Source organism: Enterococcus sp. DIV1090 (assembly GCF_050537975.1).
In the GTDB taxonomy this organism is placed as follows: domain Bacteria; phylum Bacillota; class Bacilli; order Lactobacillales; family Enterococcaceae; genus Enterococcus; species Enterococcus faecalis.
In genome coordinates this window covers 2,857,501-2,880,964 of the sequence record NZ_CP172917.1, presented here as the reverse complement: position 1 = coordinate 2,880,964, position 23,464 = coordinate 2,857,501, and the positions used below count along the sequence as shown (strand labels likewise).

20 protein-coding genes, 1 rRNA gene and 1 other annotated feature (1 of these 22 cut by a window edge) are annotated in these 23,464 nt (G+C 39.2%); of the genes, 18 read left to right on the top strand and 3 right to left on the bottom strand.

Annotated features, from left to right (window positions below):
* The first annotated feature begins 81 nt into the window (after positions 1-81).
* The 17 genes from IGL48_RS13940 (at position 82) to guaB (ending at position 17,795) form a co-directional block, all read left to right on the top strand.
* Positions 82-882, top strand: coding sequence for an SDR family oxidoreductase (locus tag IGL48_RS13940; RefSeq protein WP_002355987.1), 801 nt, complete (start codon positions 82-84; stop codon positions 880-882).
* Positions 883-897: 15 nt separating this feature from the next.
* Positions 898-2,760 carry a BglG family transcription antiterminator gene (locus tag IGL48_RS13935; RefSeq protein WP_002367533.1) on the top strand — a complete coding sequence of 621 codons (1,863 nt, stop codon included), beginning with the start codon at positions 898-900 and terminating at the stop codon, positions 2,758-2,760.
* Positions 2,757-3,242, top strand: coding sequence for a transcriptional regulator GutM (locus tag IGL48_RS13930; protein ID WP_002355985.1), 486 nt, complete (start codon positions 2,757-2,759; stop codon positions 3,240-3,242). Before IGL48_RS13935 ends, IGL48_RS13930 begins: the two co-directional genes overlap by 4 nt.
* Entirely contained in the window at positions 3,242-3,796 is a 555-nt protein-coding gene (gene srlA, locus IGL48_RS13925) for a PTS glucitol/sorbitol transporter subunit IIC (protein WP_002355983.1), read from the top strand. The genes IGL48_RS13930 and srlA overlap by 1 nt, the downstream gene beginning before the upstream one ends.
* Positions 3,797-3,812: 16 nt before the next feature.
* A complete protein-coding gene (gene srlE / locus IGL48_RS13920; protein WP_010824317.1) occupies positions 3,813-4,808 on the top strand; it encodes a PTS glucitol/sorbitol transporter subunit IIB in 996 nt (331 codons plus the stop codon).
* A gap of 23 nt (positions 4,809-4,831) precedes the next feature.
* Complete coding sequence (locus tag IGL48_RS13915) at positions 4,832-5,188, top strand: PTS glucitol/sorbitol transporter subunit IIA (protein ID WP_002355981.1); 357 nt, start codon at positions 4,832-4,834, stop codon at positions 5,186-5,188.
* Between the two features lie 27 nt (positions 5,189-5,215).
* On the top strand, positions 5,216-5,893 hold the full coding sequence (locus tag IGL48_RS13910) for a fructose-6-phosphate aldolase (protein ID WP_002355980.1): 678 nt from the start codon (positions 5,216-5,218) through the stop codon (positions 5,891-5,893).
* 200 nt (positions 5,894-6,093) lie between these two features.
* Positions 6,094-7,866: an oleate hydratase gene (locus IGL48_RS13905; protein WP_002361446.1), complete on the top strand. Its 1,773-nt coding sequence runs from the start codon at positions 6,094-6,096 to the stop codon at positions 7,864-7,866.
* A gap of 557 nt (positions 7,867-8,423) precedes the next feature.
* On the top strand, positions 8,424-9,410 hold the full coding sequence (locus IGL48_RS13900; RefSeq protein WP_048949532.1) for a DUF3114 domain-containing protein: 987 nt from the start codon (positions 8,424-8,426) through the stop codon (positions 9,408-9,410).
* A gap of 247 nt (positions 9,411-9,657) precedes the next feature.
* Positions 9,658-10,374, top strand: coding sequence for a 16S rRNA (guanine(527)-N(7))-methyltransferase RsmG (rsmG, locus tag IGL48_RS13895; protein ID WP_010777313.1), 717 nt, complete (start codon positions 9,658-9,660; stop codon positions 10,372-10,374).
* A 15-nt stretch (positions 10,375-10,389) separates the two neighbouring features.
* Positions 10,390-11,151, top strand: a complete 762-nt coding sequence (locus IGL48_RS13890; protein WP_002355976.1) for a ParA family protein — start codon at positions 10,390-10,392, stop codon at positions 11,149-11,151.
* A complete protein-coding gene (locus tag IGL48_RS13885; RefSeq protein ID WP_002355975.1) occupies positions 11,144-12,034 on the top strand; it encodes a ParB/RepB/Spo0J family partition protein in 891 nt (296 codons plus the stop codon). The genes IGL48_RS13890 and IGL48_RS13885 overlap by 8 nt, the downstream gene beginning before the upstream one ends.
* 117 nt (positions 12,035-12,151) lie before the next feature.
* Positions 12,152-12,337 (top strand): DUF951 domain-containing protein, encoded by a 186-nt coding sequence (locus IGL48_RS13880; RefSeq protein WP_010777312.1) that lies wholly within the window; start codon positions 12,152-12,154, stop codon positions 12,335-12,337.
* 56 nt (positions 12,338-12,393) lie between these two features.
* A complete protein-coding gene (gene ychF, locus IGL48_RS13875) occupies positions 12,394-13,509 on the top strand; it encodes a redox-regulated ATPase YchF (RefSeq protein WP_002355971.1) in 1,116 nt (371 codons plus the stop codon).
* Positions 13,510-13,617: 108 nt separating this feature from the next.
* Complete coding sequence (locus IGL48_RS13870) at positions 13,618-14,307, top strand: DUF1129 domain-containing protein (protein ID WP_002363563.1); 690 nt, start codon at positions 13,618-13,620, stop codon at positions 14,305-14,307.
* 166 nt (positions 14,308-14,473) lie between these two features.
* Positions 14,474-16,156: a 6-pyruvoyl-tetrahydropterin synthase-related protein gene (locus IGL48_RS13865; protein ID WP_048949533.1), complete on the top strand. Its 1,683-nt coding sequence runs from the start codon at positions 14,474-14,476 to the stop codon at positions 16,154-16,156.
* Positions 16,157-16,313: 157 nt separating this feature from the next.
* Positions 16,314-17,795 (top strand): IMP dehydrogenase, encoded by a 1,482-nt coding sequence (gene guaB / locus IGL48_RS13860; protein ID WP_002355966.1) that lies wholly within the window; start codon positions 16,314-16,316, stop codon positions 17,793-17,795.
* Positions 17,796-18,005: 210 nt separating this feature from the next.
* Here the strand turns inward: guaB and serS are convergent, their stop codons facing one another.
* The 3 genes from serS to IGL48_RS13845 all read right to left on the bottom strand — a co-directional run bounded on the left by serS (position 18,006) and on the right by IGL48_RS13845 (position 21,472).
* Positions 18,006-19,277 (bottom strand): serine--tRNA ligase, encoded by a 1,272-nt coding sequence (gene serS / locus IGL48_RS13855; protein WP_002355965.1) that lies wholly within the window; start codon positions 19,275-19,277, stop codon positions 18,006-18,008.
* Positions 19,278-19,364: 87 nt separating this feature from the next.
* Positions 19,365-19,571, bottom strand: a binding site (T-box leader).
* A 40-nt stretch (positions 19,572-19,611) separates the two neighbouring features.
* Positions 19,612-20,793 (bottom strand): sensor histidine kinase, encoded by a 1,182-nt coding sequence (locus tag IGL48_RS13850; protein ID WP_002363566.1) that lies wholly within the window; start codon positions 20,791-20,793, stop codon positions 19,612-19,614.
* Positions 20,783-21,472, bottom strand: coding sequence for a response regulator transcription factor (locus IGL48_RS13845; RefSeq protein ID WP_002355963.1), 690 nt, complete (start codon positions 21,470-21,472; stop codon positions 20,783-20,785). The genes IGL48_RS13850 and IGL48_RS13845 overlap by 11 nt, the downstream gene beginning before the upstream one ends.
* A 666-nt stretch (positions 21,473-22,138) precedes the next feature.
* Between IGL48_RS13845 and IGL48_RS13840 the strand changes: the two genes are divergently transcribed.
* Positions 22,139-23,464 (top strand): 16S ribosomal RNA (locus IGL48_RS13840) (it continues 235 nt past the right edge of the window).

Genomic DNA, 23,464 nt, shown 5'->3' with positions numbered 1-23,464 from the left:
AACTGCAAAAAAAGACTGTCTTAAATAATTTCACAAACTGACCTATACTGAAAGCGCAAACAAATGATAGGAGTGGAACAAATGACAGATTGGTTAGGAATTAAAGGAAAAGTAGTGATTGTTACAGGAGGCTCATCTGGTATTGGTCGCAGCATTGTTGAAAGCTTGTTAGCACAAGAGGTCTATGTCGCTAATTTTGATATTTCAGCATCAGAAACGCAACATGAGCATTTACTCTTTGTGAAAGTCGATGTAACTTCTCGAGCAGAAGTAGAAGCGGGTGTCGCTCAAGTGGTGGAAAAATTTGGAACCGTAGATGGCCTAGTAAACAATGCCGGCATCAATATTCCACGTCTATTGGTGGATAAAAATCATCCTCATGGGCCTTATGAATTATCGGATGAGGTATTCGACAAAATTGTAGCCATCAATCAAAAAGGGCTCTACCTAATGAGCCAAGCAGTGGGCCGGATTCTTGTACAAAAACAAGCAGGTGTCATTATTAATATGTCTTCAGAAGCTGGATTAGAAGGCTCCGAAGGGCAAAGTGCTTACGCTGCAACGAAAGCAGCGGTCAGCAGTTATACACGTTCATGGGCTAAAGAGTTAGGAAAATCAAACGTCCGTGTCGTGGGGATTGCGCCAGGCATTATGGAAGAAACGGGCTTGCGCACTTTAGCATACGAAGAAGCATTGGCTTATACACGAAACATTTCTGTGGAGCAATTGCGAGCAGGTTATTCAAAAACAAGTACGATTCCATTAGGTCGTAGCGGAAAACTCCATGAAGTCGCTGACTTAGTATGCTATTATTTATCAGACCGTTCAAGCTATATTACAGGCATCACCACAAACGTAGCTGGAGGTAAAACAAGAGGATAGAGGTGGGAAAACTAAATGACGCTAGTAAATAGATGGTACCAAGTAATAAAATTACTAGTTGATCACAAAGGAATGAGCTTACAGGAATTGCAAGAAAAATTAGCCGCAAGTCCTCAAACAGTTCGTAAAAACATTGATACATTGAATGATGAATTAATCGGTATCGCCCAAATTATTCAGAAGGAAAATCTCTTTCAGTTAGAAATCAATAACTTTGAAGGTTTTGAAGAGGTTTTGTCTGGACGGCTAAAAAGGGAATCTGATTTTAATTCTTCAAGCAAGCGTGTTTCCTACATTATCAAACGATTAATAGAAGAAGATCAATTTATTTCAACTTATGATTTATCCGAAGAACTCGCCGTTAGTCGCGGCACAGTTAATAAAGACATTAAGCGCATGAAAGAGCTGATTGCTCCTTGGCAGGTTGCGGTTGTAGGTACGCCAAACCGTGGTATTCATTTAGAAGGAAAAGAGTTTGATTTACGCTTACTTCATGTGAATTACGTCCAAGAATATTTTGAAGAACAGTTTCTTCATGAAACTACCAAACAAATGATACAAAAAATAATCAAAGAAACAAGACTAGCGAAACAAGATAGTTTTCTTTTACGAAGAGTGGTTTCAATTGTTTTGCAGCGTGTTTTAGCTGGAAAACTCATTACGGAACTACCACCAGAATATGTTGATTATGTTCGTCATAACGAGCAGATTGAAGAACTGATGTATCACTTGGAAATAACCTATAATGTAACGTTAAGCCAATGGGAACGTTCCTTTATCAGCTTTCCTTTTAACATCAACACAAACCATATTCGTAATTCTTTATTGGCTGATGAAGGACTCTTAGCTGACTATTTTCAAAAAATGATGAAAAAAATTCATCATTCAGTTGTTGTTGAATTTGATGAGGACTTCTTGTTTTCAGAAATGAAAGATCATTTAAGAAACGTGATGAATCGACTCGTTTTTCATGTGGAGTGTCACGATTTATTTTATGGAGAAATTGAACGACAATATCCTCTGGCCTATGAATTAGCCAAGATTGGCTTGCAAGAATTGGGCCGTTTGTTAAATCGTTGTGTGCCGACGGTTGAATTTGGGTATCTCGCTTTGTATTTTGAACTAGCATTGAGAGGGAACTATGAAGCGGGAGCCAAAAAAGAAATCGCCGTAATCTGCAGTACAGGTCATGGAACGGCCTTGATCATTCAGCGGCAATTGGAAAAAGTTTTGGGTCCAGACGTCCAGATTGCCCATTTTTCTGAAGAAGAGGCAGAGAGAAGAGAATTGAATCAATATTTTGCTATTTTTACAACCATTCCCTTAAAAAATATTCGACCACAAACACCGATGATCCATTTAACTAATTTATTTAACGATACTTGGCTCAGAAATGAGTGGCAGAGAGCAAAAGAAATTCGTTCCGTGGAATCTCAAAATATTCATATGACCTATCAATTATTAGAGAATACTCAAGGTTACCGAGCGAATATCCAAAAAATGATTGCTGATTTAGAAGCAGAAAAATTAGTAGATCCCCAATTTATCGAACGAATTTTTACTAGAGAAGATCAACAAACAACTATTTTTGAATCGGGGATTGCCTTTCCCCATACAATTAATCAAGCCTTACCAACGATTATTTTATCGATTGGGGTTTTTGAAGAATCACTGGTTACACCAGAAGGTAAAGTTGATGTTATTTTGCTGTTGGGTATTCCAGAAGAGCTGACGGCCACTGTTGAAGCAGAGTTACTACAACTATATGACCGCTTGTTTACAATCGCAGGAGACGAACGTTTACGTAATGAATTACGGAAGCAACGAGATGTTTTAGCGGTTAAAGAGTGGATGCAAAGGAAGGGGATTATCATATGAGTTTTATCTACGTATTCGGGGCGCTTTTTTTAACAGCTTACTTCGTTCAGATAGCTATGGGAATGAAACAGATTAAACACTTTAATCAAAACTACCAAGAATTGCGACAATTAGGGAAAGTCGCGATTGGTCGACGTGCAGGGAAGTTAAAAGCAGGCACGATTATCTTGTTTGCTGTGGATTCACAAGGGAAAATCTTAGCCGCTAGAAAGATGCAAGGTGTCACCGTTCTAGCTAAATTTCATCCCTTACCTCAGTACGTGAACGAGGATATTCATTATATGGATCATTACCATCCACTCGTACAAAAGGAAAATAAATTAACCCAACAAGCGATGGAAAATGCACGAGAAATTTACTTACGTGTTGAGCTTGGCAATTATCAAGAAACACAACCATTAACGCCGCTTAATGGAGCCAAAATTCAATGGCAATTATGGAAAAATAAAGTACAAACAAAATTGAAAGGAAGTGTCGAGTAATGTCTTATATTACAAAATTTGCGGAAGGATTTATGCACCTTTTCCAAACAGGAGCAGAAACATTTATTTCTTGGATGACAGGCATCGTACCTGTTGTTTTGATGTTAATGGTAGCTATGAATACTTTAATTGCTTTTCTAGGAGAAGAAAGAGTAACCAAAGTAGCCAAACTTTCTGCCAAAAATCCTGTTACGCGATATTTAGTGCTGCCTTTTTTATCCGCTTTTATGTTAGGCAATCCAATGTCCTTTACGATGGCACGATTTTTACCAGAATACTATAAACCTAGCTATTATGCTGCACAAGCGCAATTTTGTCATACCAGTAATGGAGTTTTCCCTCATATTAATCCTGGTGAATTGTTCGTTTGGTTAGGGATTGCGCAAGGGATTGATACGTTAGGACTAAATTCGATGGACCTAGCGATTCGCTATATGTTTGTAGGGATATTAATGAATTTTATTGGCGGTTGGGTTACCGATTTCACTACCGCCTATGTTTGCAAACAACAAGGAATTACCCTTAGTAAAACAGTAGAGATTGCTGTGGATTAGAAAGGAGCAAGGTGAGATGACGTACAATAGTATTAAGGTAGTTAAAGGAAATGGCGGTTATGGTGGGCCCTTAGTGATTACACCGACAGAAGAAAAACATAAATTTATTTACATTACAGGTGGCGGCGAGAAACCCGCAATCGTTGATAAAATCGTAGAATTGACAGGAATGGAAGCGGTCAATGGTTTTAAGACATCGATTCCAGATGATGAAATCGCATTAGCCATTATTGATTGTGGAGGCACTCTTCGTTGCGGGATTTATCCTAAAAAAGGAATTCCTACTATTAACGTTGTTCCAACTGGCAAAAGTGGTCCCTTAGCACAATACATTAATGAGACAATTTATGTTTCCGCTGTAGGCCCGAAACAGATTACATTGACATCAGAAGAAGCTGCTGCTGATACAGAAAAGCTCACCTCGAAAAAAACAGAATTTAAATATGATACAAGTAAAAAAATTACTGAACAAAAAGCGGAACAACAAAGTTTTGTTGCGAAAATTGGTATGGGTGCAGGAAAAGTTGTAGCGACATTCAACCAATCAGCCCGTGAAGGCGTACAAACGATGATCAACACAGTGATTCCGTTTATGGCATTTGTTTCTTTATTAATTGGTGTGATTCAAGGTTCAGGAATTGGTGAATTTTTTGCCAATATCATGGCGCCATTGGCAGGAAATATTGTGGGGTTAACAATTATTGGTTTTATTTGTTCTCTGCCGTTTCTTTCTCCTTTATTAGGTCCTGGAGCAGTAATCAGTCAAGTAATTGGTACGTTAATTGGTGTGGAAATTGGGAAAGGCAACATTCCGCCACAACTAGCTCTACCAGCATTGTTTGCTATTAATACACAAAACGCGTGCGACTTTATTCCCGTGGGTTTAGGCTTGGAAGAAGCTGAAGCTGAAACCGTTGAAGTCGGGGTCCCTTCTGTTTTATATTCTCGTTTCTTAAATGGTGCCCCTCGAGTACTAGTTGCTTGGTTAGCAAGTTTTGGATTGTATAGTTAAAAAATTTTTTTGGAGGATGGGAAATGTCAGTATTTACAACAAAGGTTCAGTCTATTGGACCAGAAGCCGAATTATTTAAAGAAGAAAAAATGGTCATCTTATTTGGAAAAGATGCACCAGATGCTTTAGCAGATTATTGTTATAACATTGAGGTTCAGCCAGTCACAGAAGCGATTACGGACAAGCAAACGTTAGTGATTGATGAACAAACTTACCAGATTACCGCTGTAGGCGAGGTAGTATTAACTAATTTAGACACATTGGGTCACATTACTATTAAATTTGATGGCGCAACAACACCTGAATTACCAGGTACATTATATGTTGAAGAAAAAGCTATTCCTGAAATAACTGTTGGTACAACAATCACTATTCTATAATTATCGTTTAAGGGAGGAACGTAAAAGATGGAATTTATGCTAGATACAATTAATCTTGAGGCTATTCGAAAGTATCAGAAAATTTTACCACTGGCAGGCGTAACGTCTAATCCCAGTATTGTTAAACAAGCAGGAAAAATTGACTTCTTTGCGCAGATGAAAGAAATCAAAAAAACGATTGGACAAGCGAGTTTGCACGTCCAAGTGGTCGGTCAAACGACAGAAGAGATGCTAGAAGATGCCCAAACCATTGTACAACAATTAGGCCAAGAAACATTCATTAAAATCCCAGTCAATGAAGCAGGCTTGGCAGCCATCAAACAACTAAAGCAGGCAAATTATCGGATAACAGCAACCGCTATTTATACAGAATTTCAAGGTTATCTAGCGATTGCGGCAGGTGCAGATTATTTAGCGCCTTATTATAATAGGATGGAGAATTTAACAATTGATTCTCAAAAGGTTATTGAGCATTTAGCTGCAGAAATTAAACGGACGAACGCAAAGAGTAAGATCTTAGCTGCTAGTTTTAAAAACGTGGCACAAATTAACCAAGCCTGTCAAATGGGGGCGCAAGCGGTCACTATCGCACCAGAACTCGTGACACAAGGCTTGGCAATGCCCGCCATTCAAAAAGCAGTAACTGATTTTCAGGAAGATTGGGTTGCTGTTTTTGGAGTAGAAACGGTAAACGAATTAGCATAAAAAGAACGAGAAGAAAAAGCGGCCATTTTTCTTCTCGTTCTTTTTTTGTTTCACATGAAACATCTACGATTATTCACTTGCTCAAAAATTAGACAATTTCCTTTATTTGTCAAAGAATTTCTTAAAAAAAAGGGTTATCTTTTGGGTATTTTTTTTGGTAGCAGTATGATGAGGGTATCAAATGATAGGAGGAAACGAGAATGAGATACACAAATGGAAATTATGAAGCATTTGCTCGACCAAGAAAACCAAAAGGTGTAGATGACAAGAGTGCCTACATCGTTGGTGGTGGCCTAGCAGGTTTAGCAACGGCTGTTTTCTTAATTCGTGACGGTCAAATGAAGGGCGAAAATATTCACATTTTTGAAGAGCTCACGTTGTCTGGCGGTTCTTTAGATGGTAAATTTATTCCCCATGATGGCTTTGTCACTCGCGGCGGACGCGAAATGGAAAACCATTTCGAGTGTTTGTGGGATCTATTTCGTTCGGTACCATCATTAGAAGTAGAAGATGCCTCTGTCCTAGATGAGTTTTACCGTTTAGATTTAGATGATCCGAATTCTTCAAATTGCCGCATTATTCATAACCGTGGCGAACGTGTCCCGGATGATGGACAATTTACTTTATCCAAAAAAGCACAAAAAGAAATCGTTGATTTATTTATGACTTCTGAAGATCAATTAATTGGCAAAAAAATTGAAGATGTTTTCGGCGAAGAATTTTTTGAATCCAACTTTTGGATCTATTGGTGTTCAATGTTTGCTTTTGAAAAATGGCACTCTGCCATTGAAATGCGCCGTTACATCATGCGCTTTATCCACCACATCAAAGGTTTGCCTGACTTTACAGCCTTGAAGTTTACCAAATACAATCAATACGAATCGTTAGTGAAACCATTACTAAGCTTTTTAACCAATCAAGGGGTAGACTTTCAATATGAAACAACGATCAATGATATCCAAGTCGACATCAAAGGAGCTACTAAAGTTGCTCGGCGATTATTGTTGACACAAGCGGGCAAAACCAAAGAAATTCCTTTAACTGAAAATGATTTAGTCTTCGTAACGAATGGCTCAATTACTGAAAGTTCGACGCAAGGAGATCATCATACACCAGCACCAATTACTCATGAACTAGGGGGAAGTTGGAATCTCTGGAAAAACTTAGCAAAACAATCCCCAGAATTTGGACACCCAGAAGTTTTCTGTGAAAATTTACCAGATGAAAGTTGGTTTGTCTCAGCAACGATTACGTGGGAAAATTTCGATATTGAACCGTATCTTTCTCGGTTAACACATCGTAAATTACGCACAGGAAAAATTGTCACAGGTGGTATTATTACTATCAAAGACTCTAATTGGATGATGAGTTTCGCTATGCATAGACAACCACATTTTAAAGAACAAAATGATCAACAATCTATAACTTGGGTATATGGATTGCTTTCTAATAAACCAGGAAATTATATCAAAAAACCAATCGAACAATGTACAGGCCAAGAAATTACGCAAGAGTTACTTTATCATTTAGGGGTCCCAGAAGGGGAAATTGAACGTATTTCAGAAGAATCGGCTACCACTATTCCGGTTTATATGCCGTTTATCACTTCTTACTTTATGTTAAGAGAACCAGGCGATCGACCATTAGTTGTACCAAACGGCTCTAAAAATCTTGCTTTCATTGGGAACTTCGCAGATACTGAACGAGATACGGTGTTTACAACAGAGTATTCTGTACGGACAGCGATGGAAGCTGTTTATCAATTGCTAGAGGTTGAACGCGGAGTACCAGAAGTGTTTGCTTCTGCATACGACTTGCGCGTCTTAGCAAACTCTGTTTATTATTTATCTGACAAGAAAAAATTAACAGAAATGGATATGCCGTTCGTGGAACGCAAAATGGTTGAACACTTTGTGAAGAAATTTGAGGATACGTATATTGGTGATATTTTAAGAGAAAATCATTTAATTTAGTTGAAAGAGGTCGGGATAGAAGTGTTTAACTCCGAGAAATAAGAAGGAATTTCCGAAAATTGTTCTATAATTTTTGGAGAATTTCGGCTTATTTCCGAAGGAGTTGCTTCTGTTCCCGCCGTTTATCAGTTTTTGAGCGTGGAGCAAAAATCCAAAGTGATTTTTGTCCCATGCTCTTTTTTGTTGGATTATTAACCGTTGAATAAGTATTCATTATTATGTATATTTCTTTTGTGATTTTATGGATATTAAATATATAATATATTGAATGGGGGTAGCAAGTAAACAACTTCGCAAAAAAATCTTAATTTCTGAAGAGACTTTTTCAAAATTTTGTTGAAAAGAAGGCGCATTTTTACCATAGTTTCTTCACATTTAACGGCTATTATTTAAACATACCCGATAAACAAAACCCTAACAAAACACTTTTTCATTTTTTAACTCCTCCGCCCGCCCTTCCCCAAAGGGCGGGTTGTTTTTTTGCGTTAAGCAGTTGGCATTTTGTGGGGAAAGGATTATCATTATAGAAGAAGTATATAGAAAAAGGCGGCGAGAAGATGGGACGTTGGCAAAAATTACAACAAGCAATGAGTGCTGGTGTAGAGGCGGCGATTGACGCTGGCTGGGACCGCCAAGCTGTTTATGGATTAGTGGAAAGCGCCATAAAAGACACGCGTTTCCTGCCACTTGAGCAAGCGAAAACAGCAGTCACAGAACTGTTTTCTGAAGTGGAAGAAGTGGGCTCTTCAGCGTATGAGCGATTATTTCGCTTTTCGGCTTATCGTCCGCAAGAAAAGCTCACGTTACTGTTATGGCAATTAGGTGCAGTGTTGGATCAGCATGGCATGTTGCAATTAGTAGGACCTCATCGTTTCTCGAAGACGATTGCACCGCATGCGACGTTTTGGCATTTGTTGGCAAAAACAGTTCAAAAAGCCTATCCGTTAGGTCTTCTTGGGAGCTTTAATCAAGAGAAAGCGAAAAAGATACATCAATTAAGAATGTATATTGATCGTCAAAATATCACGTATATCCGCGATTTTTTTAAACAAGAAGGGGACACCGATGAACAGGCATTAAAACGTTATGTTTTTGCGGCCAAGCCGCAAGGGATGGGCGGGCGGAAGCTGAAAAAAAGCTCTGCTCGTTTGCACAACAAATACCCTGAGGGGGCATCTTATTCTTTGATTAATAAGAAACGATTGACGCCTAATTTTCACAGTGAGTTTATTTTGAATGAAGAAGGGACCTTTGTAACCCAGTGGGATGTGTTAGTTGAGGACTGGCGAGGCAGATTAATTAGTAATCCAGCCTATTATCAAGCGGCCAAAAACAGTGAATACCAGGAAAAAGTCTTGAATGGTGAATCGTTTAATTATGCAAATCGGAATAATCGTACCCATGAATTACTAGATAGTTCACCACCAGGGAGATTTGATCATCAATTACGAAAAACAGCCAAAAAAGGTTGGTTAAGTCCCCGTATCCAAGAATACGACTACCGCAGAGAACGACAAATAAAGTGCGATGATTATAGTAAGTAAAACAAGCCAATGTTTCACATGAAACATTGGCTTGTTTTACTCTTAGAGAAAGGCGGTTTTCGTTGCCGCCAATTGAACATTTTGGCCCGTGGCTAGAGACTTTTTACCACATAAAAAGGCGGATTTTTCTTTTATCATTCAGGCAAAAATCTTCCGAAAAGCATTGCAAGAAATTGCTATTTGCGTTAAAGTAGGAAAAGATGATTGTGAAACATTTTTCTGTTTCACAAAAAAGGAAGGAGTCTTTATGCTACCCGAAGAATTTAGACAACTATTAGCCGCAAAAGGCATTGAATTGACAGACCAACAGATGACACAATTTGACCAATATTTCCATTTACTAGTAGAATGGAATGAAAAAATGAATTTAACAGCCATTACAGAAGAAAAAGAAGTTTATTTGAAACATTTCTATGATTCTGTTTCGTTGGCATTCTTTGAAGACTTTGCTAGCGATAAAGCCATTTGTGATGTTGGCGCAGGCGCAGGATTTCCAAGTATTCCTTTGAAAATTGTTTTTCCTTCATTAAATGTCACAATTGTTGACTCTTTAAATAAACGAATTACTTTCCTAACAGAGTTGGTGAATCAACTAGGTTTGGCTAATGTTTCTTTGTATCATGATCGTGCAGAAACATTTGGTCAAAAAGCAGAATTTCGTGGCGCGTTTGATTACGTTACAGCGCGAGCAGTTGCACGATTAAATGTTTTAAGTGAACTGTGTTTACCCTTAGTTAAAAAAGAAGGCTATTTTTTAGCCTTAAAAGCATCGAAAAGTGAAGAAGAAATTAATGAAGCAAAACCTGCAATCGCTACATTAGGCGGTCAATTTCAAAAAGAAGTTGATTTTACTTTGCCGATTACGGCAGACGAACGCCACATTGTCGTGATTCAAAAGAAAAAAGAAACCCCTAAAAAATATCCCAGAAAACCTGGATTACCAAATAAACAACCGATTAAATAAGATGGAGGCACACACATGACACGAATTATTTCTGTAGCGAACCAAAAAGGCGGCGTTGGTAAAACAACGACCACTGTAAATTTAGGCGCATGTTTAGCAAACTTAGGCAAAAAAGTCTTACTGATCGACATTGATGCACAAGGAAATGCTACCAGTGGCATGGGTGTCCCTAAACCAGATGTCGCACACGATGTGTATGATGTCCTTGTAAATGAAGAACCAATCACTAGCGTGGTTCAACATACCAGCCGTGAAAATTTAGATATTGTCCCTGCAACTATTCAATTAGCAGGCGCCGAAATTGAATTAACTTCAATGATGGCTCGAGAATCGCGCTTGAAATTAGCAATTGATGAAGTAAGAGACATGTATGATTTCGTTTTAATTGATTGCCCGCCTTCTCTAGGGCATTTAACAATCAATGCTTTTACAGCAAGTGATTCGATTCTAATTCCTGTTCAATGTGAATATTACGCATTAGAAGGCTTGAGTCAATTGCTAAATACGATTCGCTTGGTTCAAAAACATTTTAACCCTGAATTGAAAATTGAAGGGGTCTTGTTAACCATGTACGATGCTCGGACCAATTTAGGTGCCGAAGTCGTTGAAGAAGTCCGTAAATATTTCCGTGAAAAAGTCTATGACACGATTATTCCAAGAAATGTCCGTTTATCCGAAGCACCAAGTCATGGTTTACCAATCATTGACTATGATATTCGCTCAAAAGGTGCCGAAGTGTATCAAGCACTAGCAAAGGAAGTGTTGGAGAATGAATAAAGGCAAAGGTTTAGGCAGAGGCATCGATGCCTTGTTTCAAGATATCGCAAAGCTAGAAGATGTCGACGTTAAGAACGAACAAGTGACAGAAATTCTATTAAACGAACTTCGTCCCAATCCTTACCAACCGCGGAAAACATTTGATGAAACCTCTTTACAAGAACTTGCAAACTCGATTCTACATTCCGGTGTGTTTCAACCAATTATTGTCCGTAAATCGGCAGTTAAAGGCTATGAAATTATTGCAGGTGAGCGTCGGTTCCGGGCTTCTAAATTAGCCGGCAAAGAAAAAATTCCCGCAATTATTCGCGAATTTGATGAAGAATCCATGATGCAAGTTGCTGTTTTGGAAAACTTACAAAGGGAAGATTTAAATCCGCTAGAAGAAGCAGAAGCCTATGAAATGTTAATGAAAAATTTGAAATTAACACAAGCGGAAGTCGCAGAACGTTTGGGCAAAAGTCGCCCGTATATTGCCAATTATTTACGGTTGCTAACCTTACCAGATGCGGTCAAAGCAATGGTTCAAAAACAAAGCATGTCAATGGGTCAAGCACGGACGTTATTAGGCTTGAAGAACAAAGAACAGCTATTGCCATTAGCTAATCGTTGTATTAAAGACAATTTAACGGTTCGACAATTAGAACAACTTGTCGCTGAATTAAACGAAACACAAGGCAAAAAGGGCAAAAAAGCGAAAAAAGCCATCAAAGAAAAACCCATTTATATTCGAGAAAGTGAAGACCGCTTAATGGATAAATTTGGGACAACCGTAGCGATTCAAGAAAAAGAAGGCAAAGGAAAAATTGAAATTGAGTACTTGTCCTCTTCGGATTTGGCTAGAATTTTAGATATTTTAGATATTCATTTTGACGAGGAATAAAAAGCAAAGTGAGAAAGTAAGACAGAAAGTCACAAATCCTTTTGCTAGTTTCGTTAAAAAATGGTATTGTAATCATGGTATTTTTATATAAGTAAGAGAAGAAAGAAGGCTTGGAACATGTATGATTTAGGCGATATTGTCGAAATGAAAAAGGCGCATGCTTGCCAAGCAAATCGTTGGCAAATCATTCGCATGGGCGCTGATATCAAAATCAAGTGCACGAATTGCGGGCATATTGTCATGATGCCGCGTCGTGATTTTACTAAAAAATTAAAAAAAGTAATCGAGAAAAAAGCAGACTAATGCTTTGATGCCTCTAATAGAAAAGAGAATAGACTGAGAGAAAGAGTGGAAAACAAATGGCACTAACAGCTGGAATTGTCGGCTTACCAAACGTTGGTAAATCGACCCTATTTAACGCAATTACAAAAGCAGGAGCAGAAGCTGCAAATTATCCCTTTGCAACGATTGATCCGAACGTCGGCATGGTTGAAGTACCAGATGCCCGTTTACAACGCTTGACAGAACTAGTAAAACCGAAAAAAACAGTTCCCACAACGTTTGAATTTACAGACATCGCCGGAATTGTTAAAGGTGCCAGCAAAGGAGAAGGGCTGGGAAATCAGTTTTTAAGTCACATTCGTCAAGTAGATGCAATCTGTCACGTGGTTCGTTGTTTTGATGACGAAAATATCATGCGTGAACAAAATCGGGATGCGGATTTCGTTGATCCTTTAGCAGACATTGATACAATTAATTTAGAGCTAATTTTAGCAGATTTAGATTCAATCAATAAACGCTATACTCGCGTGGCAAAAATGGCGAAAGCAAAAGATAAAGAAGCGGTGGAAGAATTAGCTGTTTTAGACAAAATTAAACCAGTTTTAGAAGAAGGTTTATCTGCTCGTACGATTGAATTTACGCCAGAAGAAGAGAAAATTGTTAAATCTCTTTTCTTATTAACCACAAAGCCGGTCCTTTATGTAGCAAATGTTTCAGAAGATGAAGTGGCGGATCCAGACAACAACGAGTATGTACAACAAGTTCGTAATTTTGCAACCAGTGAAAATGCGGAAGTAATCGTAGTTAGTGCGCGAGCAGAAGAAGAAATTGCTGAATTGGATTCTGAAGAAGACAAGGCTGAATTTTTAGAAGCAATGGGCATTGAACAATCTGGCTTAGATCAATTGATTCGTGCGGCGTACGATTTGTTAGGCTTAGCTACCTACTTTACAGCTGGTGAACAAGAAGTTCGTGCATGGACGTTCCGTAAGGGAATCAAGGCACCTCAAGCAGCTGGGATTATCCACAGTGACTTTGAACGAGGCTTCATTCGTGCGGAAACAGTTTCTTATGAAGACCTAGATAAATATGGCAATATGCAAGCTGCCAAAGAAGCGGGCCGTGTTCGTTTAGAAGGAAAAGACTACGTCGTTCAAGATGGCGATGTTATGTTGTTCCGTTTTAACGTTTAAAAAAATGTGCCCAACAAGCAATTTGTTTTGGGATAAGCCCACATATTTAAGGCCATTCAGCCGTTTAGAAAGAGGTTCCCTCTACATGAGGGTGAGGAGGATACAACTATGGAAGCAGAAGCATTACGAGCAATCGTGGCTGAGAATCGTCAATTAGAACAGAATTTGACTAAAAGAAATGAACAATACATTTTTGACTTAAAAAAATCATTAAAAGCGGCTAATTTATCTGAAGAAGAGCTAGCATTGGCTCTACACGGTATTTTACCAGAATTAGTAGCCGGTCAAAAAACAGGCAAAACAGCCCGTCAGTTATTTGGCACTGTTTCAGAACGGACGGAAGCAATTTTAAATAAACCAGCAGAAGTCAAAGAACCAGCGGGCTGGATGATTTGGCTCGACAATACCTTACTATTACTTGGTTTATTAACAATCATGTTAGCGGCGATGTCTCTATTTTCAAAAGGAACCGCACAACCTCTCGGATTAACCACATATATCTTAGGTGCGATGGCTGGGGGTTATGTTTTCTATCTAATGCACAAATATGTTTACCGTTTTGATCGTCAAGGTGGCGACAAAAGCAAACGTCCTGGTTGGTTAAAAACGACTGCCATTCTATTTGGTGGGATGTTCTTATGGATTGCAGTTTTCGCTGGTTCAGCGATGCTGCCACCAGTGATCAATCCCATTTTAGATCCGATGATTGCTTTAGTAATCGGTGCGTTAGCCTTTGTAGCACGCTATTTCTTCAAGAAAAAATACAATATTCAAGGTAGTTTCATGACACGTCAATAAACGGCGCGCGCTCAATTGTGAATGCGCTCGGCTGACGCAGAAACTGCAACAAGCAAAGTCGCTCTCTCAATAGAGCGTTTTAACAGTTAAAGCCTGGGGGATTAGTCGAAAAAACTAGTGTCCCAGGCTTCTGTTTTCAGAAGTTTGCTAAAGAAAGGAGCCTCTTATGGGACAACAAGTGAAGTCTTGGTGCCGTCAACACGAGCGGCTACTCATTTTTATTAGTTTTCTCTTATTAAGTGGACTTTCTCTCTATTTTGTCTATTTTCAAGAGAATTTTTTACGAGCAAGTGATTTCCGCTTTCATCAAAATCGGGTGGAAGGCCTCGCATTAGCAATTAAAAACAACGACTGGTTTCCTAAAATCAATTATTTTTTCTTGGGAGGCTATGGCTATGCCTCTAGTTTGTTTTATCCAGATGCGTATCTTTATTTACCTGCGCTTTTGCGTGTTCTGGGGCTTTCCTTTGTCGCTAGTATGGCGATTTTTGTGTTTGCAGTAAACTTGGCAACATTTAGCCTTACTTATTATGCAGGCCGATTAATGGCGCTCTCTAAAAAAAGAAGCTATCTCTTTGCCATTTTGTATGGCTTATCTATTTATCGCATGCAAGACTTGTTTAATCGCCAAGCGTTAGGAGAATTTTTGGCGCTAAGTTTTTTTCCGTTGGTCTTAGCGAGCCTGTTTTTATTACGAAAGGGAGCCACGAAATATTGGCCGTTGTTAACGCTGGCGATGACTGGGATTGGGTTGGCTCACTTTATTTCTATTGAAATGGTTTCTATTTGGATTGGGTTATACATTCTGTTTTATTGGCAGCAGTTTTTTAAAAAGGAGGTCCTGTGGGCATTAGCGAAGGCTGCAGGTCTGACGCTGCTTTGGCTGGCCTTTTATCTTTTACCAGTTGCTGAACAAATGAAAAATCAAGTGTTTAAAGTTACATCCAATCCACTCACTTATATTTCCGAAAGAAGTTATCCTATTGTTTCTCTTTTCATTAATAGTTTAAAGAGCAGTGTTTTTCACGCGAAAACAGCGAATCTAGGAACCCTTTTGTTTGTGGGACTTGTTGTAGCAGTGGTTTCGCTTGCCAGCAAAAAAATTCAGGACAAACGGTTTATTGGTTTGACGCTGGTACTCTTATTGATGGTTACCACGCTTTTTCCTTGGCACTGGCTGAACCACACGCCTTTAAATACGATTCAGTTTCCTTGGCGGTTTTTAGGGATTCTTTCCGTAATGCTCGCTTTTTTCATTGCACAAGACGAATGGGGCGTTTTCCGTAAATCTTGGACCGTGGCTTTGTTGGTTTTCCTTGCCGTCAGCAATTTGGGCATTTATCAATATCAAAGTATTCAGTCACAACAAGGCCGCCTGTTAACAAAAGCTGAGTATGAGCAGCCAGCGCCTTTTTATATCGGTGCGGGCCATGAATATTTGCCAGATGAAATCAATTATCAGGAATTATTGAAACAGAAAAAACGACAACTTGATTATTCGGCAGAACAAGTAACCATTACAAACGTTAGAATGCCTTATGGGAAAATTTCATTTGACTACCAAGTGGTGAATCAATCAGCGAAGGTGACCGTTCCTTTTATTTATTACTTAGGCTATCAAGCCACGATTCAAATGAAAAACCAAACGGGCGCTAAAAAAATGAGCCTAACTAATCAAGGAGGCTTAGCCGCTCTTTCTTTATCTGGTACAGGACATGTCGACATCCGTTATCAAAGAACAAAAGTGCAAAAAATAGGGACAATAATTACCTTGCTTTCTGTCGGCGGTTTTGGATTTAGCCGATTTTTACAACAAAAAAAGAAACACAAGATAAAAGAACAACGATGAAAGTAGGACCTTAATTAGGAAGAGTTGAATAAAGGACAAACCGATTTCGGCGTTTTGTCCTTTATTCCTCATTGATTATTTAAACAAATCTAGTTGACTTCCTTAGTATTATCTGTTATTTTCATATATAAAATTAAGTCGAGGAGTGGACAAAAAAATGTCAAATTGGGAAACAAAATTTGCGAAAAAAGGTCTTACATTTGATGATGTGCTATTAATCCCTGCAGAAAGCCATGTCTTACCAAATGATGTAGACATGAGTGTACAATTAGCTAAAAATATCAAGTTAAATATTCCATTGATGAGTGCCAGTATGGATACTGTTACAGATAGTAATATGGCAATTGCGATGGCTCGTCAAGGTGGACTAGGTGTCGTACATAAAAATATGACTGTCGCCCAACAAGCAGACGAAGTACGTAAAGTCAAACGTTCTGAAAGCGGCGTTATCATTGATCCATTCTTTCTAACACCAACAAACTTAGTAGCGGATGCAGAAGAATTAATGAGTCGTTACCGTATTAGCGGTGTGCCGATTGTAGAAACAATGGAAAACCGTAAATTAGTCGGAATTATTACAAACCGTGATATGCGTTTTGTAACCGACTACCAAATCAAAATTGAAGAAGTCATGACAAAAGATCATTTAGTCACTGCGCCAGTTGGCACATCTTTAAAAGATGCAGAAAAAATCTTACAGAAACATAAAATCGAAAAATTACCAATCGTTGATGAAGCAGGTCGCTTAAGTGGCTTAATTACAATTAAAGACATTGAAAAAGTGATTGAATTCCCAAATGCTGCCAAAGACGAACACGGTCGTTTACTTGTGGCGGCAGCAGTCGGTGTCACTAGTGATACGTTCGAACGTGCGGAAGCATTATTAGAAGCAGGTGCCGATGCGATTGTTATCGATACTGCACATGGCCATAGTGCCGGCGTTATTCGCAAAATTAAAGAAATTCGTGAAACGTTCCCTGAAGCAACATTAATTGCTGGTAATGTTGCCACTGCTGAAGCAACCAAAGCATTGTATGATGTCGGCGTTGACGTTGTTAAAGTTGGTATTGGACCTGGTTCAATTTGTACAACACGTGTCGTTGCTGGTGTTGGTGTTCCTCAATTAACAGCGATTTATGATGCTGCTTCTGTAGCTAGAGAATATGGTAAAGCAATTATCGCTGATGGCGGTATTAAATATTCTGGTGATATCGTGAAAGCCTTAGCTGCTGGTGGACATGCTGTAATGCTAGGAAGTATGTTAGCAGGTACAGATGAATCTCCAGGCGAATTTGAAATTTATCAAGGCCGTCGTTTCAAAACTTACCGTGGCATGGGCTCATTGGGCGCAATGGAAAAAGGATCAAGTGATCGTTACTTCCAAGGAAGTGTCAATGAAGCAAACAAATTAGTGCCAGAAGGAATTGAAGGACGTGTTGCTTACAAAGGAAGCGTTTCTGATATTGTCTTCCAATTAATCGGTGGCTTGAAATCTGGGATGGGTTACGTCGGTGCAGCGGACCTGAAAGCGTTGCGTGAAGAAGCACAATTTGTTCAAATGAGTGGTAACGGATTGAAAGAATCACATCCACATGACGTTCAAATCACAAAAGAAGCACCAAACTATTCTGTTCAATAAAATAAAAGCTGATTTTTTTTAAATTTAAAGAGGCAGACGTCATTTCGACGTCTGCCTCTTTTTCTTTAGAATAAAGGAGGTGCTTCTGTTTCCACTGTTTATCAATTTTTAAGCCTGTAACAAAAATCCAAAGTGATTTTTGTTACAGGCTCCTTTTCCTATAGAATAAAAGCCGTTATCTGATATCAGACAACGACTTTTATTCTCCCTTTATTTAATAACTGTTAGGTTACCCATGTAAGGAACTAGGACTTCTGGTACAGTTACAGAGCCATCTTCGTTTTGGTAGTTTTCTAAAATAGCAGCGACTGTCCGTCCCACGGCTAAACCAGAACCATTGAGTGTATGCGCATATTGGACTTTATCGTTTTCATCACGGTAACGAATCATCGCACGGCGCGCTTGGAAATCTTCACAGTTTGAGCATGAACTGATTTCACGGTACGTCTCTTGAGCAGGAATCCAAACTTCCAAGTCATAAGTTTTCGCAGCTGAGAAGCCCATGTCACCTGTTGAAAGAGCCATGACACGGTAAGGTAATCCCAGTTTTTGCAGAATTTCTTCGGCATTATTCGTCATTTTTTCTAATTCCTCATAAGAATGCTCTGCATCACTAAATTTAACCATTTCGACTTTATTAAATTGGTGTAAACGAATTAACCCACGTGTGTCACGACCAGCGCTACCAGCTTCAGAACGGAAAGAAGGGCTCAAGGCCGTAAAGTAAATCGGTAAATCCTTGCCATCTAAAATTTCATTGTTGTAGTAATTAGTTAACGGGACTTCTGCCGTTGGGATTAACGTTAAATCCGTATCTTGTAATTGGAAGACATCTTCTTTAAATTTAGGAAATTGGCCAGTTCCGAACATGGCGGTGTCATTAACGATATAAGGCGTAATCATTTCTGTATAGCCATGTTCATAAACATGTAAATCTAACATGAAGTTGTATAACGCACGTTCTAAGCGAGCACCTAAGCCTTTGTAATAAACAAAACGGCTACCAGCTACTTTGGCACCACGTTCAAAATCTAGAATGCCTAAGTTTTCAGCGACTTCCCAGTGTGGTTTTGGTTCAAAAGCAAAAGTTCTTGGTTCACTCCAACGACGTACTTCTACATTTTCTTCTTCACCAGCACCAACAGGCACAGAATCATCTGGCAAGTTCGGTAAAGTAGTTGTGATCCCACGTAGCTCTTCGTCAATAGCATTAATTTCTGCATCTAACGCTTTAATATTACCGCCGACTTCTTTCATTTCCGCGATTTTGGCCGTTGCATCTTCTTTGTTTCGTTTTAATTGAGCAATTTCAGCAGACACATCATTCCGGTATTTTTTCATTTCTTCGACTTTGACTAATAAATCACGGCGACTTTCATCTAAACGCAGAAATTCCACTAAGATTTCTTCTTTCACGCCACGGGTTTGTAGCTTTGCTTTTACTTCGTCAAAATTTTGACGCATCATTTTTACATCTAACATATTTTTTCCTCCTTAAAATTAGTACATAATCAATAATAACTGTTGTAGAAAACAACAAAAAAGCCATCTCACCCCAAAAATAAATATTCTTGGGACGAAATGACTGGAAATCTCGCGGTACCACCCAAGTTCAGTAATGTTACTGCCCTTGATTTGCAGATAACGGCTGCAGACCGTTCCAACTTATTTCGCTGGACACCTGGAAGAGACGGACTTCTTTATGGATGAATGTTTGCTCGCACCCCCGCAAACTCTCTGGAATTCAGTGCCATAAATACTTTTTCTCTTAGTTTTCTCTTTTCTATAGAATACCGAAAAAGTTCAGGGATGTCAATTAACTCTCTGATTTCTTGTTGGTACGCTGTAAGGGTAGATGAATAATAAAGGAAGTCCACTTTTGATCAGACTTCGCATAAATATATCCACCATGTAAAGCAACAATACTTTGTGCAATAGCCAGACCTAAACCAGTACCACCCGTTTCTTGTGATCGGGATTCTTCGACACGATAGAAGCGGTCAAATAACTGATCTAAAGAATGTTTAGGGATAGCTGGTCCATCATTGCGAACAGCGATAATTGCTTCGGTGCCGACTTTGTCTACTTCCATTACAATATGATGGCCGCCTTTGCCATATTTCAAAGCGTTTGAAAGAAGGTTGTTAAAGACTCGGACTAGTTTTTCCGTATCGCCTTCCATCATTAAAGAAGCTGGATTGGCTTTTACTTGGATTTGCATATTAATCTTTTTCGCTTCCAATTCAAAATCGGCAGCAAGCTGTTCAATTAATTGTGCCATATCAAAAGTCGTCGTATGAATCGGTACACTTGGTTGACGGACTTTTGTATATTCAAAAAGATCATCAACTAATAATTTCATTTGTTTCGCTTTGACGTAAGCGGTATGCGTATATTTCAGTAAATCTTCTTGGCTATGAAATTGACGATCTTCAATCAATCCCAGATAACCAATAATAGAAGTTAACGGTGTCCGAATATCATGACTGACATTCGTAATTAATTCATCTTTTGATTTTTCAATTCGCCGTTCATCTTCAATGGCTGCGACAGTACTATCCACTAGACCGTTAATACTCGTCACGACTTTTGCTAAATCACCACTTAATTCAAACGGAATGCGGTGATTGTAATTACCATCAGCGATGTAATGTAACTCACTGATAATATGACGCAATTGCATTTGGTGGTAGCGACGAATTAAGCGCCAATAGAGAACAGCTGCATCTACTAAAAAGAAAATGGGTAAGACAAATTTATTCCAGCTCCAAAACAAATCAGTATTTAATTCTTTAGCGACCGCATCCTTAGTGGCCCAGATGACACCAGCTAAGGGCGAGTTTTCACTAAGTAGTTGTCCTAAAAGGAACATAATTGAGACATTTAATAGTAGTAATAAAACAATTGTCACAATTGCTTCTGCTAATAACTCGCTGATTTCTTTAGAAGTTAAGGTAATTCGTTTTTGTTTTTCAATCTTTTTAGGTTTAACGAGCATCGATCTTATATCCAACTCCCCACACTGTTTGAATGACTTTTTCTCCACCAGTTGCTTCTTCAATCTTATCTCTTAAATGACTGACGTGAACCATCACGGTTTTAGCAGAAACAATACTTTCTTGTTGCCACACACGCTCAAAAATTTCATCCGCACTAAACACACGATTTGGATGACTAGCTAATAGATAGAGGATACCAAACTCAAGAGCGGTTAATTGAATTTCTTTTCCTTCTATTGTTTTGACTTCGTGAGAGTCCTTATTAATCATTAATGGGCCGACTTCTAATTCATCGGGTTCTTCTTTGGTTAATTGCATTTGGCTTCTACGTAAAATAGACTTCACCCGAGCCATTACTTCTAAAGGATTAAAAGGCTTGGTGACATAATCGTCTGCACCAGCAACTAAGCCTTTGATTTTATCCATATCGGTTGTTTTTGCTGTTAACATAATAATTGGAATTTGCGATTCTTTTCGAAGTTCTTTCACTACTTCCATTCCATCCATGATTGGCATCATAATGTCCAAGATTAATAAATCGATATCTGGTGTTGTGTGCAATTTGGATAATGCTTCTTTTCCATCATAAGCTTTCACGACTTCGTATCCTTCATTATGAATATAAATACTCAATAGTTCTACAATTTCTTTATCATCATCTGCAACTAAAATTTTCATAAGCGTTCATTTCCTCCATATATAAAAAATCTCTTTTCCATATTTTAACAAATAATTGCTAAAAAGGACAAAATCCTTGATATATTACGATAAATTTAGAAGATTTTGCTAAAAGTTAATAAACTATAGCCAAAAAATGATGAAAGGGGGTAAAAAGCGAACGAAAATACCTATACCAATCATAATAATCGGTATTGAAAAAAAGTTTAAAAAAAGTGAAAATAATGATTGACCAATGCTTGAAATCTTGGTATATTATTACATGTCGCAAGGCGAGTCACACAGCTGAGCGATTCAGAAATCAATAATTAAATAACAATTCTTGATTTCAAATCTCTCGAAAAAAGTTTGAAAAAACAACAAAAAAGTTGTTGACAAATAACAAACGAGATGATAAGATATAGAAGTTGTCACAACAGACAACAACAACCAAGCAAAACAACTTAAAAAAACTTTTTTAAAAAAGTTCTTGACATTCAAACGAAAGTTTGTTATGATATAAAAGTTGCTGCGAGGTAACGTAGACCTTTGAAAACTGAACAAAGAATAGACGAACCAAATGTGTAGGGCGTCTTGATTCAATTCAAGACAACAAACATTTTTAACAAGCAAGCAATATGCTAGCAAACAAATTGAGCTTAACAATCGCAAGATTGTTCTAACTTTTATTATGAGAGTTTGATCCTGGCTCAGGACGAACGCTGGCGGCGTGCCTAATACATGCAAGTCGAACGCTTCTTTCCTCCCGAGTGCTTGCACTCAACTGGAAAGAGGAGTGGCGGACGGGTGAGTAACACGTGGGTAACCTACCCATCAGAGGGGGATAACACTTGGAAACAGGTGCTAATACCGCATAACAGTTTATGCCGCATGGCATAAGAGTGAAAGGCGCTTTCGGGTGTCGCTGATGGATGGACCCGCGGTGCATTAGCTAGTTGGTGAGGTAACGGCTCACCAAGGCCACGATGCATAGCCGACCTGAGAGGGTGATCGGCCACACTGGGACTGAGACACGGCCCAGACTCCTACGGGAGGCAGCAGTAGGGAATCTTCGGCAATGGACGAAAGTCTGACCGAGCAACGCCGCGTGAGTGAAGAAGGTTTTCGGATCGTAAAACTCTGTTGTTAGAGAAGAACAAGGACGTTAGTAACTGAACGTCCCCTGACGGTATCTAACCAGAAAGCCACGGCTAACTACGTGCCAGCAGCCGCGGTAATACGTAGGTGGCAAGCGTTGTCCGGATTTATTGGGCGTAAAGCGAGCGCAGGCGGTTTCTTAAGTCTGATGTGAAAGCCCCCGGCTCAACCGGGGAGGGTCATTGGAAACTGGGAGACTTGAGTACAGAAGAGGAGAGTGGAATTCCATGTGTAGCGGTGAAATGCGTAGATATATGGAGGAACACCAGTGGCGAAGGCGGCTCTCTGGTCTGTAACTGACGCTGAGGCTCGAAAGCGTGGGGAGCAAACAGGATTAGATACCCTGGTAGTCCACGCCGTAAACGATGAGTGCTAAGTGTTGGAGGGTTTCCGCCCTTCAGTGCTGCAGCAAACGCATTAAGCACTCCGCCTGGGGAGTACGACCGCAAGGTTGAAACTCAAAGGAATTGACGGGGGCCCGCACAAGCGGTGGAGCATGTGGTTTAATTCGAAGCAACGCGAAGAACCTTACCAGGTCTTGACATCCTTTGACCACTCTAGAGATAGAGCTTTCCCTTCGGGGACAAAGTGACAGGTGGTGCATGGTTGTCGTCAGCTCGTGTCGTGAGATGTTGGGTTAAGTCCCGCAACGAGCGCAACCCTTATTGTTAGTTGCCATCATTTAGTTGGGCACTCTAGCGAGACTGCCGGTGACAAACCGGAGGAAGGTGGGGATGACGTCAAATCATCATGCCCCTTATGACCTGGGCTACACACGTGCTACAATGGGAAGTACAACGAGTCGCTAGACCGCGAGGTCATGCAAATCTCTTAAAGCTTCTCTCAGTTCGGATT